Below are 15705 nucleotides of genomic sequence, written 5' to 3'. Positions count from 1 at the left end.
TGAAATGAGCCGCCTGACGCGCGCCCATAAAAGAAACAACTATAGGCGCTGTCAGACGGCCCGGCGGAGCCGTTATGGTAAAAGCAGGTAAAGAAGCCTGCCGGTTAGAAGGTAAAGCGATAACCGCCGCTGAACTGGCGCTGGTCAAACTTATTACCGGTAGAGAGATCGCCTTCCAGATAGACTACGTGCTTGTCAGCAATCTGCGCGCTGACGCCAAGCCCGTTGTTCCACCAGTTGCCTTTGAAGCTGTGCCGCTCCTGCGATCCATTCAACCGATAGCCGGTATCGCCTTTAAATTCACGTACGATGCCGGTTTTCAGATAGACGTTAACATCCATATCCGACTGCTGCACGCGATAGCCTACCAGCCCGCTGGCGCGGCCCAGCAGCGAGTTATAGCTTTCCAGATCGATACGCAGGCCGTTAGAGGCGCGGAAGGTATCCGACTGCTGATGGCTCCAGGCCACCTGCAGCTGCGGCTCAAGGTAGAAGCCCTGACCGGACTGGGACCAGTCAAAGCGTTTGCCGCCCTCCAGCGAGACGCTGTAGTTATCCGCCGCGCCTTCGCCGCTTACCTGCCTGCTCTGCGAATCTTTGACGTTGAAGCTGCTCTTCATGCGCGAATACTTAAACACGCCATCCAGCCATATGCCGTTATTCGCCATGCCGCTGGCGTAGAAACCGGCGTGGCTCGATTTTTGATCGCCGCTGCCGGTGGCGTAGTGAGCGTTGCCGTTGGTTACCCCCATAAAGACGCCCAGCGCGATCGGCAGATCGGGGCTGATTTGCTTATCAACGCCAAACTGTAGCCCGGAGTAACTCATGCTGAAATCGCTCAGCTTGCCGCTGGCGAAATCATCAAAGCGCCCGCCGATCCCTCTGATCCAGCCGTCGCCTACGTGATCCGTCTGCCGCAAATCACCAAAGCGCTGCAGCATGGTTTGCATTTCCGCATAGTTGATCAGATAGCTGATATTGAGGAAGTTAGCCCCGGCGTCGGCCGGACTGGAAATATCCGCATCCGGCCCCGGATCGGGGTTTGGCGCGGGATCGGGATTGGGCGCCGGGTCAGGATTAGGCGCCGGATCGGGCGTTGGGTCTGGCGTTGGATCCGGATCGGGGATCGGCAGCGGCTCCGGAGTCGGTTCCGGCTCTTCCTCTTCCGGATCAACCGGAGCGCTGCCGCTGGCGTAGAGCTGCCAGTCGCCGCCGGCCTGACGCAGATCGTAGAGATAGCCGCCCAGTTCAACTCTGGTAGTGTCCGGCGAGAGCGAGAAATGCGCCTGTCCATCCTGCGTTTCTACCAGCGTCAGCACTTCGCGCCCGGTAGTCTGCATATCGCCGCGGTTTTGTACCCGCAGATAGTGATCGCCCTCGCTGGTGCCGGTCACCACCAGCTTATCGTTACGCTCTGCGACAATATCCGTTTTCAGCGCGAAGGTGCCGCTTCCTGCCAGATCGCCTACCGTCAGCAGCGTGCCCATCTCACCCGATGCGAAGTTAATCGTACTGTTGTTTAACGTCAGGCGATCCACCACCGAGCTGGCGGGCATATCCCACTGGCTCTGATTCATGGTCATATGGAGATAGCCGCCGTTGACGCCATCGCTGGCGGTAGCGCCCACCAGCCGCGAACCGGCGGCCATATTCATGGTGATCTTACCGCCTGTGGCCTGCACGCCGCCGATGATGTCCAGCTTGCCGTCAAGGTTGATGCGGCTGGCCTGGCTGCCGTCATCATGCTGCGTGGCAATCGCTCTTTCTGACGGCGAAGCCATATGGATACGGGTATCGCCGGTTAAATCGATCGAACTGTCCGTCATGGCATAGGCGCCGATAGTATTGCTGTTGCCCATAACCGACAGATTGCTGCCGTTTATCTCCCCGCCGTTTAACGCCCAGATGCCGATAACCTGTTCGGTATTGCTGGTTACGTCAATATCGGTCCAGGAAATATTGATCTGCGATCCGCTGGTCTGCGCCGAGATACCATAGGTGCCGCCGGAGAAAATAGTGTTACGCTGCGTTTCGCTGCCGTTGAAATTAATCCTGGCCGCGTCACCGCTGGCGACCAGCGCGCCGCTGTTGGCGCTGTAGAGCGTACTGCCGGCGCCGATATCCGCTTTACCCTCGCCCTGCACCTTAAGCGCGTTAGCGAGCATGCCGCCTTCGGTTCTGATATGCAGCTCCTGCGCGGTCAGGTTGCCCAGATTCCAGATGCCGATCGAGCTCTCTCCCTGCGTGGTAATACTGCTCTGGCTGCCCAGATCCACTTCAGAGTTGGCCTGAATATTTATGCCATACGCCGCCGAGCCGGCGGTCTCGATGGTCAGCTGATTCGCCTGCAGCCTGGCAGCCGGATCGGCATCATTTGTTGAACGACCGAAAATATAAATCCCCGTCGCCTGGTTATCCTGGGTACGAATAACGGAGTTATTGCCGATGTTGGCAGAAGTGCCGGCATCGGTAATATATAAACCGCTGGCCGTGCCCTGGGTATTAATCGTCAGCGCATCTGCCTGCAGTGAAGCGCCGCGCGTCAGATAAATACCGTTGGAAGCCAGCACGGTTCCGTTTAAATTGACCTGACTGCCGCTGCCCAGATTCAGCCTGTTATTTAAACCTTCTGATTTAATGCCGTAGCGCCCTTCCACTTCCACCAGTAATTGATTTGCCTCTAAGGAAAAATTATTTCCGCTGAGCATCATCCCGCTGGCAAGCGGCCCCTTTATATCGATGCTTACGTTATTCCCCAGCGTCAGCATACTATTATTGGCGGTAACAGGATTACAGATGGCGCAAAGATGTCTTTCATCGCCGGCCACCGTAATACGTTCCCCCTCATTCACAACAACTATGGCCTCATTGTCGACTGTGACAGCGCCGGGATCATCAGCCTGAACGGCGCCGGGCGCGATAAGCAGGGGTAGCGACAGCATGCTGACCAGCGCCATACGCTGTCGAATAAAAAGACTTAGCGGGTTAATTTTGAACAGAGATATGCTGCATGACATGCTTTTCTCCTTAATGCACTCATTCCTTGCCTGTATAAACAGCAGAAAAAAATCCCCGCCGCTATTACTTAACAGGACATAAAACTTATTCGGTTTCTGTCTGGTAAGCAGGCCGCAACCGTTAACAACTTCAGTAAGAAAAATAGCATGCAGGAAAAAAGATATTTTAAATGAGCATTAGGATTTAATTAACTTTGATGACATAAGAGATTTAGCTCTCCTGAAATAAGAACTTCAGAAAAAGTTATCTCTGTTATCAATAGATAACCGTTACGTCTGGCGCGCTAATTGCGCCTGATAAAAGTCTGAATTATTTATCCCCGGCGCTTTATAGCGCTTCTTCTACACTTAACTGACTCAACAGAGTAAGGAGAACGATAATGAATGAAAAATTAAGACAGGCGGCAAACCAGTTGGGAGAACGGCTTACCGCCGTCGGCGTGAAGCTGGCAACGGCGGAATCCTGCACCGGCGGTCTGGTCAGTATGGCGATGTGCTCAGCCAGCAGCAGCGCGGATTACTTCAGCAGCGGCTTCGTGACCTACACCAACGAGGCGAAGATGCGTCTGTTAAAGGTTGATTTGCGTACGCTGGAAAAATTTACCGCCGTCAGTCAGCAAACGGCGCGGGAAATGGCGGCGGGGGCGAAAGCGCAATCGGGGGAGGCGGTCAGCCTGTCGGTTACCGGCTATGCCGGCCCGGATGACGGCCCGGACGGTACGCCGGCGGGCACCATCTGGTTTGGCTGGGGCCTGCCAGACGGCACGATAAAAGCAGAACGCAAACATTTTAGCGGCGACAGCGAATCGGTGATCAATCAGGCGGCGCTGTTTGCGCTCACGCGTCTGCTCTCTCTGCTGTCGTAAGAAGAGCGTTAAGACGGCGGCGGGTTTCAGTGACAGGCTGAACCCCGCCAACAGTCTGTTCCGCTAAGCGTGGCGCTGCGTCTCGTTCAGGCCGGGCACCAGAATTATCTTGCGGCACTCCTCTTCGCGCTTCTCAAAAATCTTATACGCTTCTTCCGCCTGCTCCAGCGGCATATGGTGCGTTACGATCTCTTCCGGGCGGATCAGCCCCTGTTCGATAAGATTCAGCAGCTCCGGCAGATAGGCCTGCACGTGGGTCTGGCCCATTCTGAAGGTTAGCCCTTTATCAAAGGCGTCGCCGAACAGGAAGCCGTGAATAAAGCCGGCGTAAACGCCAGGCACGCTGACAATACCGCCGCGCCGCACGGCGGCGATACACTGACGAAGCGCCTTGCCGCTGCTGCCTTCCAGCTTCAGGTTAGTCATTACGGTTTCCGTCAGGCTGCCTTTCGCCTCAAAGCCTACCGCATCAATTACTGCATCGACGCCGCGATGGTTAGCGGTATTTTCCAGGATAAAGGCGGCGGGATCGTCATTTTCATCAAAGTTGATGGGGATAACGTCGTAGCGCTGTTGCGCAAAGGCAAGACGATAGGGGTGGTGATCTACCATGAAGATCTTTTCCGCTCCCAGCATACGCGCGCAGGCGGCAGTCAACAGACCGACCGGACCGGCGCCGAAAATCGCCAGGCTGCTGCCCTTAGTGACCTGCGCATTTTTAACCGCCTGCCAGGCGGTAGGCAAGATATCGGACAGGAACAGCACCTGATCGTCCGCCAGCACCGGCGGCACCTTAAAGGGGCCGGTATTCGCTTTCGGCACGCGCACATATTCCGCCTGCCCGCCCGGCACGCCGCCGTAGAGGCTGCTGAAGCCGAACAGAGCCGCCGGCGAAGTGATCTGCTTTTTATTCAGGATGGCGCCGCGGCCGGAGTTAGTGGTTTCACAGGCGGCATACTGCTGCAGGCGACAGAAGAAACAGTCGCCGCAGGCAATCACGAAGGGAATTACCACCCGATCGCCTTTCTGCACCGCCGTTACGGCAGCGCCGGCTTCCACTACCTCCCCCATAAATTCATGGCCGAAAATATCCCCGTGAGAAGTGCCGGGAATCTTGCCGCGATACAGGTGCAGATCCGAACCGCAAATCGCCGTCGCGGTAACGCGCAGGATAATATCATCCGGCGCTTCAAGCCCCGGATCGGACACGTTATCGACTTTGACACGATGGGGGCCATGATAAGTCAGTGCTTTCATTGCCTTTCTCCATGTTGGGGATAAATGAGATGACCATCTCCTGCTAAGGGAGGTTTAAAAAAAACCCGCGTCAAGCGGGGTGCGCATCTGCGCCAACACCAGGGAATCTGTTTATTAAAAGTTAGTATCTCTTGAGGATTACGCAAGCCAGCAGGGGCAAAACACCGTCTGAACAGGCTACAGGCAAGTTGGATGCGGCAGGATGTCGCAGGCAATAACGCCCGGTATCATCGGCTTTCTGCGCGGTTAAGGCATAAAGAAGAGGTAAAAAAAAAGGCGGTGCCAAAAAAGGGGCTATGCACCGCCCTCGTTAGAAACATTAATGTTAAGGTGAAGAGGGCTAACGTTGCCTGCCGTCGTAGCGGCGGCAGACGCGGCTAAATATTGTTATCCTGTATACCGGCGTTGCGTTTCAGCGCATCAGTAAACTGCATGGTTAATAAAATGCTGGCTTTTTTTCTGACGAATGTGATCGGAAATCAGCAGCGATTTATAGATAAAGTCGGCAAGGTAGTTCAGCGCCCGCGCGTTCATTTTTTTCAGACCAAAGTTCATCATTACCTTACGCTTGTGCGCGGAGACGGTTTTGACCGAAATATTCATGATGCGGGCGATAACTCCTGGCGTTACGCCGCGAATCAGGTACTGCAATACTTTGCGCTGCTGCAGCGTCAGCAGAAACTCCAGCGGCCTTGCGCCATCCTCGCACTGCTCCAGGCTTTCCAGCAGCGCGTTAAGGCTAATTTTGCGCGGGATAATTCCCTGGAAGGGGCGATGAATTTCGTTACCGTCAAAAAGCTCATCGCTGATGAAAAAGATGCGCAGCGCTCTGCCATGAAGTTTCGAAAAAAGTTGCCGCAGCCGTTTTCTTTCACAGGTATCAACAATAATAACCAGTTCTTCCTGCTGATTATCAGGTAAAGACTTTTCAGGTTGATAAAAGAAATCCCAGGTGTCGTGTCCTTCCGCTGTCAGTAATGAAGTTATTCCCTGCGCGAAAAAGAAGTTATCAGAACACACGATGATTTTCATGTTATTTCAACGTCCTTTTCTGAAAGATTTATATGATCGTGATACTTGTTTGTGTTGTTACGTTATTTGTAATAAAACAGAAAGCGAAAGTTTTCCCTGTCGTTGCTAACTGCTGACTATTTGTGCTGTACGAAATATGTCTTTCCTGCCAGCAAAATAAAATTCATAAGAAACATTACCACACACCCTGGAAGCCTCTTATAAATCTTAATATCAGCCTCAGCCGTTACGCTGCCTTGCCTACTCCTCTCACCACCGCATTAGCTAAATAGTTGTGTTTGCTCTTCGTAACACCATCGATATTAAACAAATCGGAAACGCCGACAATGGAAATCAACTTATATAAGATTCTTAATTTAGTTTAAGATTTACTTATTCTGAAGTTTCAGATAATACAGCGCATTGATATCTATAGAAAAAGTTCTTATATGATCATTTTTCGCGCAATAACTATTAAATTTTACTTCAGCTTAGATGTAACGAAGATTTTTTTAATCGCCATGACAACGACAAAAAATTTAACCTTTCAAGGTTATTGTTTACACCCAGGGCATGCTATCTTACTCATCGCTAAACAGATAAAGCGCGCTGCGTGCTAATAAACAAATTCGCTCTGTACGAAGGCGGAAACACAATTTTATTTTTATTGAACCCGATATAACGACTTTTGCGCACTCTTTTCTGACCTTAAAAAACAGGTTAACAGTCGTTGCCTGAAATAATATAAAAAATGACCGCTTATAGCCGCATTGCTGACGGCATATATAGGCTAAATGACATGCAATCCCTGCCTAAAGCGTGATAATGTTTTAATAATTAAGAGATATGAAGGTGATTAAGCTAATGGGATGTAGCCATGCAACCGCTCTATTTGATTAACAACGTCATTTACTTTTATCCTGAGGTTAACAAACTGATCAGCGTCGCCGAGGAAGAAAAGGAAATAATTCTTACTCAGCCTGCGACAAAATGCCTTGAATTACTGCTAAAAACAGATGGACTGGTTTCACAGAAAGAGCTTTATGATTACGCATGGGGAGAAAATAGCCAGAACGTTGCGCCTAATACGCTGTATCAGAATATCTCTATCATCCGCAGGGCGCTAAAGCGGCTGCACCCGGACGCCCAGCTTTGGCTTATCACCGTCCCCCGGCAGGGTTTTCGATTCGAACACAGCGTTCCTGTTACCCTGGTAAGGGCTGGCAGCCTCTCGCCGCTCAGCGCCATGGCGGAAGAAGTTAATAAAATTTCCTCAGTTATTGGCACAGGAGCGCACGCGCGTTTGCGCCAGCTCAGGCCGATATCGCTGAAAGCGGTATTAATTATTATTGTTATCTGCCTGATTTTTACCCTGGTTGCGCTAATTCTTCCGGTAAACAACGATTTCCATACGCTGGCTGCGAACTATTACCGCATTCAGAACAGCGGGCAGTGCCAGCTCTACCTGCACAAAAATAGCCGAATGCCGGAAAAACACATTATCAATCTGATTAATCAGCGGGTTAACTGTGATCACTATCCGTACGTTTATATTATTCATAACGTGTTGATCAACAAGCTATCGCTACTTTCCTGTCGCAAGCCACTGGCCAATAATGAATTTGCCTGTGCATCATGGTCGCTAAGAGAGAGTCAGTGAAATACAAAATCTGCGCGCTGATTGCGCTACTGATAGCCGCTTACTCAATATTTTACGTTTTTTCCTCTTACCGAAACGAACGCTATTTTTCCTGTCTGGCGCAGCATCATGTACACAACAATAATGTCCGCTCGAACATGCTGATGCGTTTTATCTTTAATGGCGATACCGGGATGGTTTCTTTAGACGGTGAGTTTATTAACGAGCAGGGACACCACAAAATAATTAGCAGGAAAATAATTTTTGACTTTACTATCGATAAGAAAAATTACCTGTTAAATTCGCGAATGATTATCCCCTCCGTGTTTGATGAAATTGATGAACATACTATTCCCCGCCTGCTGGATAATTTCTATACGCAAGAAAGGCGGCCCGCAGTTTACCAAATTCATTACAACGGCAAAGGAGGGTATATTTTTATGAACGATAACGCGCCCTACCTTTTATGCGCCAGTAACTGAACCAACGCCGTTTTCCACGCATTTAGCAATGCGCGCCTGGGCGCCATATTAGCGGGCGGCAACGGCTCCTTTTTCAGGCTCCGCCGCTATTGCGCCCGGCGGGGCCTGTTTTTTACGCTGCGGCGCAGGCTGCGCCAGCAACGCTGGCAACCAGCGGATAGCGCCTGCGCTTTACAGCGCCTGCGCGCAGGCCCAGGCGGAACTCCAGGCCCACTGGAAGTTATAGCCGCCCAGCCAGCCGGTGACATCTACCACCTCGCCGATAAAGTAAAGTCCCGGCGTCTCGCGCGCCTCCATCGTTTTTGATGAGAGCTGCGTGGTATCGACGCCGCCCAGCGTAACTTCGGCGGTACGGTAACCTTCGGTGCCGTTCGGCTGGATACGCCAGCGGTGCAGGCTGTCCGTCAGCGCGCGCTGCTGTTTGCTGTTCAGCTGCTTCAGCGTTAGCTCAGGCACGATGCCCAGCATCTGCAATACCTCCACCAGGCGTTTCGGCAGCGGTTTCGCCAGAGTATTTTTCAGGCTCTGGTTCGGGCGCGCCTGACGCTCTTCATCTATAAAGGCGTTCAGATCCTGCTCAGGCGACAAATTGACGGTGATAAACTCGCCTGGCTGCCAGTAGCTGGAGATTTGCAGCACCGACGGCCCCGACAGGCCGCGATGGGTAAACAGCATCGACTCTTTAAAGCGCGTGCCGTCAGCGGCTTCAATCACCGTCGGCAGCGAAACGCCCGACAGGGTTTGCAGCTGTTCCAGCAGCGGCTTATGCAGCGTAAAGGGCACCAGCGCCGCGCGCGTTGGGTAGACTCGCAGGCCAAACTGTTCCGCCAGGCGGTAGCCGAAAGGGGAAGCGCCCAGCCCCGGCATCGACAGGCCGCCGCTGGCGATCACCAGTTTTTCAGCCTGCGCCTGCGCGCCGTTAAGCTCAACCCTATAGCCGTTTTCGTCGCGGCTTACCGCCGTCACTTCGCTGCGCAGCCGCAGCGTCACGCGGCCTTTTTCGCACTCCGCCAGCAGCAGATCGACAATCTGTTGCGCCGAATCATCGCAAAACAGCTGCCCCAGCGTTTTTTCGTGATACGCAATGCCGTACTGATTGACCAGGGCGATAAAATCCCACTGCGTATAGCGCGCCAGCGCCGATTTACAGAAATGGGGATTATGCGACAGGTAGGCGCCCGGCTCGGTATAGAGGTTGGTGAAGTTGCAGCGCCCGCCGCCGGACATCAGAATTTTACGGCCCGGCTTTTTACCGTTATCAATCAGCAGCACGCGACGGCCGCGCTGCCCGGCCTGCGCTGCGCAAAACAGCCCTGCGGCGCCCGCGCCGATAATGATAACGTCATACTTTTCCACTGCTCACTCCCGCCGCACGGCAAAAGCGCGATTGTAATCGCTTGCCGAAGCGCAAACCAGCGTAACAAGATTTTTCTGTAAGAAACATAATGTAACTAATGGATTTATTGGACTTTTTCCTGCGTGATGCCGGGCGTTTTACACTTTTATGGCAAAAAAAGTCTATATTTTGCTTTCCCCAGGCGCGGTTTGTCGCGGATAATGCGCCGCGTTCATGTCCCCGAAAATGGCGTAACGCTTATGCTACATCTATTTGCTGGTCTCGATTTTCATACCGGCCTGTTATTAGTTCTTGCTCTGTTGTTTGTACTGTTTTATGAAGCCATTAATGGGTTTCACGATACGGCAAACGCAGTAGCTACGGTAATCTATACGCGTGCGATGCGTGCGCAGCTGGCCGTAGTCATGGCCGGTGTTTTTAACTTTTTTGGCGTGCTGTTAGGCGGCCTGAGCGTCGCTTATGCCATTGTTCATCTGCTTCCGACCGATCTGTTGCTTAATGTCGGTTCGGCGCACGGGCTGGCTATGGTTTTCTCCATGCTGCTTGCCGCCATTATCTGGAATCTGGGCACCTGGTATTTTGGCCTGCCTGCCTCCAGCTCCCATACGCTGATCGGCGCTATTATCGGTATCGGCCTGACCAATGCTCTGGTTAGCGGTACATCGGTGGTCGACGCGCTCAATATCCCGAAAATGATCGATATTTTCGCTTCGCTGATTCTGTCGCCGATTATCGGTTTGGTGGTGGCGGGCGGATTGATTTTTCTGCTGCGTCGCTACTGGAGCGGCACCAGAAAACGTCGTCGTATTCATATGACGCCGGCCGATCGTGAAAAAGAAGATGGTAAGAAGAAGCCGCCGTTCTGGACGCGTATCGCGCTGATCGTTTCCGCGATTGGCGTTAGCTATTCGCACGGCGCCAATGACGGACAGAAAGGCATCGGCCTGATTATGCTGGTGCTGATCGGCGTGGCGCCGGCGGGCTTCGTGATTAATATGAACGCCTCCGGCTACGATATTACCCGTACCCGCGATGCGGTGAACCATCTGGAGCAGTATTACCAGCAGCATGGCGATACGCTGCAGCATATTATCCAGCTGGCGCCGCCGGCGCTGCCGACGCCGGAAGAGGTGCCAGGCGAGCCGCATGAGTTCCACTGCGATAGTTCACGCGCGCTGACAGCGATTAACCGTTCACAGCGCATCCTGAATAATCTTTCCGGTTACGATGCGCTGAGCGTGGAAGAGCGCGGTCATCTGCGTCGTCTGCTGTTGTGTATTTCCGATACGGCGGAAAAAGCGGCGAAGATGCCGAATACCAGCGCGGAAGATAAACGCTTCCTCGGCAAGCTGAAAGGCGATCTGCTGAATACCGTTGAGTATGCGCCGATCTGGATTATCGTTGCGGTAGCGCTGGCGTTATCGCTCGGCACCATGGTTGGCTGGCGTCGCGTGGCGACTACAATCGGCGAGAAAATTGGTAAGAAAGGCATGACTTATGGTCAGGGTATGGCGGCTCAGGTTACGGCGGCGGTTTCGATTGGCGTTGCCAGCTATACCGGGATGCCGGTTTCCACCACCCATATCCTTTCTTCATCCGTAGCCGGTACGATGCTGGTAGACGGCGGAGGCGTGCAGAGCCGCACGATTAAGAGTATCGCGCTGGCGTGGGTCTTTACGCTGCCGATTTCCATTCTGCTTTCCGGCTGCCTTTACTGGGTAGCGCTACAGCTTATCTAGTTATTCAGCGGGCCGGTTTACCGGCCCGTTCTGTTTTTTGCTTCCCCCACCCTAGTGCCAAATCGCCAGCCCGATCAGGCTGATGACGACCATGCCGCACAGAGCGCTGGTTAATACGAACTGCCCGCGAACCCGTTCGCAACGTCGAATAAACTCTTCATCATGATGGTCAAGGTAATAGCGTTTCCAGATGTACCTGACCAGCCGTACCTGTTTGCCTGGCTGACCGCGCGCGGTGAAGAATCCTCCGCCATCGACATACTGATAGAGCAGTGGATCGCATCCGCGCAGCACTACCAGCAGCGCACGCAGCGAAGAAAAATAGCGCGCCATGTTAACCAAACAGACGACGCATAAAGCCCAGAAAAGTGCGACGGTGCTAATCATGTTCCCCTCCCGGCTTAAGAACGCAGAAACGGATAGAGCGGGTAAACGCTGAATACGTCCCACAGTAATTTGCCTGGTACCATTGAACCGGCCTGTACGGTTTATAAACTCATAAAGCGAAGCGCGGCACCATACCGGAGTATGGTGGTTATTATTCAGTTTAGGAGATGTAATGAAAATTTTTCCAGCCGCCTTTGCCATTGCGCCTGAAAAGCAGATAAAAGACATCATGATCCGAGTCGCAAAGCGGATGGGCCGAAGCTACATTTGTTAACTGCCGGCGCTATACTGACGCTATGTGACACATGGAAGGAGAACCGTCATGGCTTATAAACACATTTTGATTGCTGTTGATCTCTCACCGGAAAGTAAAGTGCTGGTGGAAAAAGCGGTTTCCCTGGCGCGTCCTTACAATGCCAAAATTTCCCTGATTCATGTCGATGTTAACTATTCCGATCTTTATACCGGCCTGATTGATGTCAATCTCGGCGATATGCAGAAGCGTATTTCCGAGGAGACGCACCATGCGCTGACCGAGCTGTCTGAAGGCGCCGGTTATCCGGTTAGCGAGACGCTGAGCGGCAGCGGCGATCTGGCGCAGGTGCTGGTGGAAGCAATTAAGAAGTACGATGTAGATTTAGTGGTCTGCGGGCACCATCAGGATTTCTGGAGCAAGCTGATGTCGTCAGCGCGCCAGCTGATTAATACGGTGCATATCGATATGATGATTGTGCCGTTGCGCGATGAGGATGAAGAGTAATTTCTGACCCGGTGAGGTTTAGATGAAGAGGGGCGTAGATCGCCCCTTTTGCGATCGCAGGCAGCCGCGTTGGTGTGGTTACGTTAAAGCCGCTGTGGCGGCAGCACCCACGCCGATGGCGGGCCAGGTTAAAACTGCTCCGGCGACTGCACCAACAGCCCGGTCAGGTCGTAAAAACGCCACTGCGTCATCCATGACGGCTCGGCCCGCGCCCTCCCTGGCGCGGGACGCTTTACTCTTCCGTCCGGGCTGTTAGTGCTGCTGGCTGCTGCGTCGTTGATGGGGGAAAAACGTAAACAACGCAGCTTGATAAGCGATTACCGCCATCCAAAAAGTTACGCCTGTTGCTAATCAGATACCAGCGGCGGATAGATATCAAAGCGATGGCTTTTAGTGGTTACCGCCGATTGCGTCGTAATACCCGCCAGCGGCGGCGCATAATCGGGGCGCTTTACCACCACCCGCTTCTTAGCCAGCCGGCGCGCCGGCAGCAGCAGGCCATCGGCGTCCATATCGGCGCCGACCAGCGACTGAAATACCCGCATTTCCTTTTTCACCAATGCGCTTTTTTGCCGGTGCGGATACATCGGATCGAGATAAACCACATCAGGCGCCGGTGCGATATCCTCCAGCGCCGTCAGGCTGGAGGCATGCAGCAGCGTCAGGCGATCGCGCAGCCAGCCGCCAATTTCCGCATCCTGATAGCCGCGCTGTAGGCCATCCTCCAGCAGCGCCGCGACCACCGGATGACGCTCCAGCATTCGTACGCGACAGCCGATCGCCGCCAGCACGAAGGCGTCTCGCCCCAGCCCGGCGGTAGCATCCACCACCTCCGGCAGATAGTCGCCTTTGATGCCGACCGCTTTCGCCACTGCTTCGCCGCGCCCGCCGCCAAACCGCCGCCGATGCGCCATCGCCCCGCCGACGAAATCTACCCAGATACCGCCAAGTTTCGCTTCATCACGCTTGCGCAATTCCAGATGGTCCGGCGTCATCACCAGCGCCATTACCGCCTGCTCGTCCTGCTCCAGCCCCCAGCGGGCGGCCAAAACAGATAAGGCACCGTCGCCGGTGCCTGATTCATCAACTAAGCCAATTTTCACGCCAGGCGTTATCCTTTAATGCCGTAATGTTCCAGCATTGCATCCAGCTGCGGCTCGCGCCCGCGGAAGCGTTTGAACAGTTCCATCGGCTCTTCTGAACCGCCGCGGGTCAGAATGTTATCGAGGAAAGACTGCCCGGTTTCGCGGTTGAAGATACCTTCCTCTTCAAAGCGCGAATAGGCATCCGCCGCCAACACGTCCGCCCACAGATAGCTGTAGTAGCCTGCCGCGTAGCCGCCAGCGAAAATATGGCTGAACGCGTGCGGGAAACGGCCCCATGACGGGCTCGGCACTACCGCCACCAGCTTTTTAACTTCGGCCAGCGTTTCCAGAATCCGGGCGCCCTTAGCCGGATCGAACTCGGTATGCAGGCGGAAATCGAACAGACCGAACTCCAGCTGACGCAGGATAAACAGCGCCGCCTGATAGTTTTTCGCCGCCAGCATTTTATCCAGCAGCTCCTGCGGCAGCGGTTCGCCGGTTTCGTAATGACCGGAGATAAACGCCAGCGCTTCCGGCTCCCAGCACCAGTTTTCCATAAACTGGCTCGGCAGCTCGACCGCATCCCACGGCACCCCGCTGATGCCGGATACGCCGGGAACATCCACGCGCGTCAGCATATGGTGCAGGCCGTGTCCGAATTCGTGGAACAGCGTGGTGACTTCATCATGGGTAAACAGCGCCGGTTTGCCGTTCACCGGGCGATTAAAGTTGCAGGTCAGGTAGGCGACCGGTTTTTGCAGGCTGCCGTCCGCTTTACGCATCATGCCGACGCAGTCATCCATCCAGGCCCCGCCGCGTTTATTTTCACGCGCGTAGAGGTCCAGATAGAAGCTGCCGCGCAGCTCGCCGCTTTCGTCAAACAGATCGAAGAAACGCACGTCGGGATGCCAGACGTCAACGTCTTTACGCTCCTGAGCGCTGATGCCGTAAATGCGTTTTACCACTTCAAACAGGCCGTTAACCGCTCGCTCTTCCGGGAAGTACGGGCGCAGCTGCTCATCGCTGATGGAATAGAGATGCTGTTTCTGTTTTTCACCGTAGTAAGTAAGATCCCACGGCTGTAGCTCTTCAACGCCGTGCTCTTTTTTCGCAAAGGCGCGCAGGCGCTCCAGCTCTTTCTCCGCCTGCGGACGGGCGCGCTGCGCCAGATCGGTCAGGAAGTCGAGCACCTGCGTCGGGCTTTGCGCCATTTTGGTCGCCAGCGATTTATGAGCATAGGAATCGAAGCCCAGCAGCTGCGCCAGTTCATGACGCAGCGCCAGCTCTTCCGCCATAATCGGACCATTGTCCCACTTACCGGCGTTCGGCCCCTGATCGGAGGCGCGGGTTGAGTAGGCGCGGTAGAGTTCTTCACGCAGCGCCTGATTATCGCAGTAGGTCATGACCGGCAGGTAGCTGGGGATGTCCAGCGTCAGCAGCCAGCCCTGTTGCCCTTTCGCTTCCGCCTGGGCTTTCGCCGCCGCCAGCGCGCTTTCCGGCATGCCCGCCAGCTCGCTTTCGTCGGTAATCAGTTTGCTCCAGCCCATGGTGGCGTCGAGCACGTTGTTGCTGTAGGTCGAACCAAGTTCAGAGAGGCGCGCGGCGATTTCGCCATAGCGCTGCTGTTTCTCTTTCGGCAGGCCGATACCCGACAGTTCGAAATCGCGCAGTGAGTTATCCACCGCTTTTTTCTGCGCCTGGCTCAGCTGGGCGTAGTGTTCACTCTCTTTCAGGCTGCGGTAAGCCTGATACAGCCCCTCATGCTGGCCCACCCAGGTGCTGTACTCCGACAGCAGCGGCAGCGTTTGCTCATAGGCCTGGCGCAGCTCCGGGCTGTTTTTCACCGAGTTAAGATGGCTGACCGGTGAAAAGATTCGGCCCAGACGATCGTCAGCTTCCGCCAGCGGCTGGCAGAGGTTGTCCCAGGTGTAGGGCGCGCCCTGAGCCACCACTTTTTCTACCGCGGCGCGGCACGCCTCCAGCGCCTGCTCGACGGCGGGCACTACGTGTTCCGGCTGAATGGCGGAGAAGGGGGGAAGGGTAAACGAGGTCAATAATGGATTGGTCATCGCGCAGTCCTTTAAGTTTGATGTGGGCGCGCAGAG

The 15705-nt window shown here is 54.2% G+C and carries 12 protein-coding genes; 5 read left to right on the top strand and 7 right to left on the bottom strand.

The features are described from left to right. Positions 1-104 precede the first annotated feature (104 nt). The gene (locus FKM52_RS11565) at positions 105-3017 is read right to left on the bottom strand and encodes an autotransporter outer membrane beta-barrel domain-containing protein (protein ID WP_141176330.1); all 2913 of its coding nucleotides are present in this window, start codon (positions 3015-3017) and stop codon (positions 105-107) included. A gap of 380 nt (positions 3018-3397) precedes the next feature. Here FKM52_RS11565 and FKM52_RS11560 point away from each other — a divergent pair, with 380 nt between their 5' ends. Beyond that, on the top strand, positions 3398-3883 hold the full coding sequence (locus FKM52_RS11560) for a CinA family protein (RefSeq protein WP_141176329.1): 486 nt from the start codon (positions 3398-3400) through the stop codon (positions 3881-3883). Between the two features lie 63 nt (positions 3884-3946). On the opposite strand, the gene FKM52_RS11555 is transcribed toward FKM52_RS11560, so the two are convergent. After that, positions 3947-5140, bottom strand: a complete 1194-nt coding sequence (locus FKM52_RS11555; protein WP_141176328.1) for a zinc-dependent alcohol dehydrogenase — start codon at positions 5138-5140, stop codon at positions 3947-3949. Between the two features lie 420 nt (positions 5141-5560). After that, the gene (locus tag FKM52_RS11550) at positions 5561-6172 is read right to left on the bottom strand and encodes a helix-turn-helix transcriptional regulator (protein ID WP_141176327.1); all 612 of its coding nucleotides are present in this window, start codon (positions 6170-6172) and stop codon (positions 5561-5563) included. An 856-nt stretch (positions 6173-7028) separates the two neighbouring features. Here FKM52_RS11550 and FKM52_RS11545 point away from each other — a divergent pair. Both FKM52_RS11545 and FKM52_RS11540 read left to right on the top strand, forming a co-directional pair. After that, complete coding sequence (locus FKM52_RS11545; RefSeq protein ID WP_141176326.1) at positions 7029-7811, top strand: winged helix-turn-helix domain-containing protein; 783 nt, start codon at positions 7029-7031, stop codon at positions 7809-7811. Continuing rightward, positions 7808-8272, top strand: a complete 465-nt coding sequence (locus tag FKM52_RS11540; protein WP_160250962.1) for a hypothetical protein — start codon at positions 7808-7810, stop codon at positions 8270-8272. The genes FKM52_RS11545 and FKM52_RS11540 overlap by 4 nt, the downstream gene beginning before the upstream one ends. Before the next feature lie 171 nt (positions 8273-8443). Here the strand turns inward: FKM52_RS11540 and FKM52_RS11535 are convergent, their stop codons facing one another. Then, complete coding sequence (locus FKM52_RS11535) at positions 8444-9628, bottom strand: BaiN/RdsA family NAD(P)/FAD-dependent oxidoreductase (protein ID WP_141176324.1); 1185 nt, start codon at positions 9626-9628, stop codon at positions 8444-8446. A gap of 240 nt (positions 9629-9868) precedes the next feature. On the opposite strand from FKM52_RS11535, the gene pitA reads away from it, so the two are divergent. After that, positions 9869-11368 carry an inorganic phosphate transporter PitA gene (gene pitA / locus FKM52_RS11530; protein WP_141176323.1) on the top strand — a complete coding sequence of 500 codons (1500 nt, stop codon included), beginning with the start codon at positions 9869-9871 and terminating at the stop codon, positions 11366-11368. A gap of 51 nt (positions 11369-11419) precedes the next feature. On the opposite strand, the gene uspB is transcribed toward pitA, so the two are convergent. Continuing rightward, positions 11420-11755 carry a universal stress protein UspB gene (gene uspB, locus FKM52_RS11525; protein WP_141176322.1) on the bottom strand — a complete coding sequence of 112 codons (336 nt, stop codon included), beginning with the start codon at positions 11753-11755 and terminating at the stop codon, positions 11420-11422. A 322-nt stretch (positions 11756-12077) separates the two neighbouring features. On the opposite strand from uspB, the gene uspA reads away from it, so the two are divergent. Continuing rightward, positions 12078-12515 (top strand): universal stress protein UspA, encoded by a 438-nt coding sequence (uspA, locus tag FKM52_RS11520; RefSeq protein ID WP_141176321.1) that lies wholly within the window; start codon positions 12078-12080, stop codon positions 12513-12515. A 347-nt stretch (positions 12516-12862) separates the two neighbouring features. Here the strand turns inward: uspA and rsmJ are convergent, their stop codons facing one another. Together rsmJ and prlC are read right to left on the bottom strand one after the other, a co-directional pair. Then, entirely contained in the window at positions 12863-13618 is a 756-nt protein-coding gene (gene rsmJ / locus FKM52_RS11515) for a 16S rRNA (guanine(1516)-N(2))-methyltransferase RsmJ (protein WP_141176320.1), read from the bottom strand. A gap of 8 nt (positions 13619-13626) precedes the next feature. Then, positions 13627-15669, bottom strand: coding sequence for an oligopeptidase A (prlC, locus tag FKM52_RS11510; protein ID WP_141176319.1), 2043 nt, complete (start codon positions 15667-15669; stop codon positions 13627-13629). Between the last annotated feature and the right edge of the window lie 36 nt (positions 15670-15705).

This window comes from Mixta tenebrionis, assembly GCF_006517625.1.
GTDB classification, from domain to species: Bacteria; Pseudomonadota; Gammaproteobacteria; order Enterobacterales; family Enterobacteriaceae; genus Mixta; species Mixta tenebrionis.
Note: the sequence above shows the minus strand (reverse complement) of the source record. Positions and strands in the feature narration are given on the sequence as shown.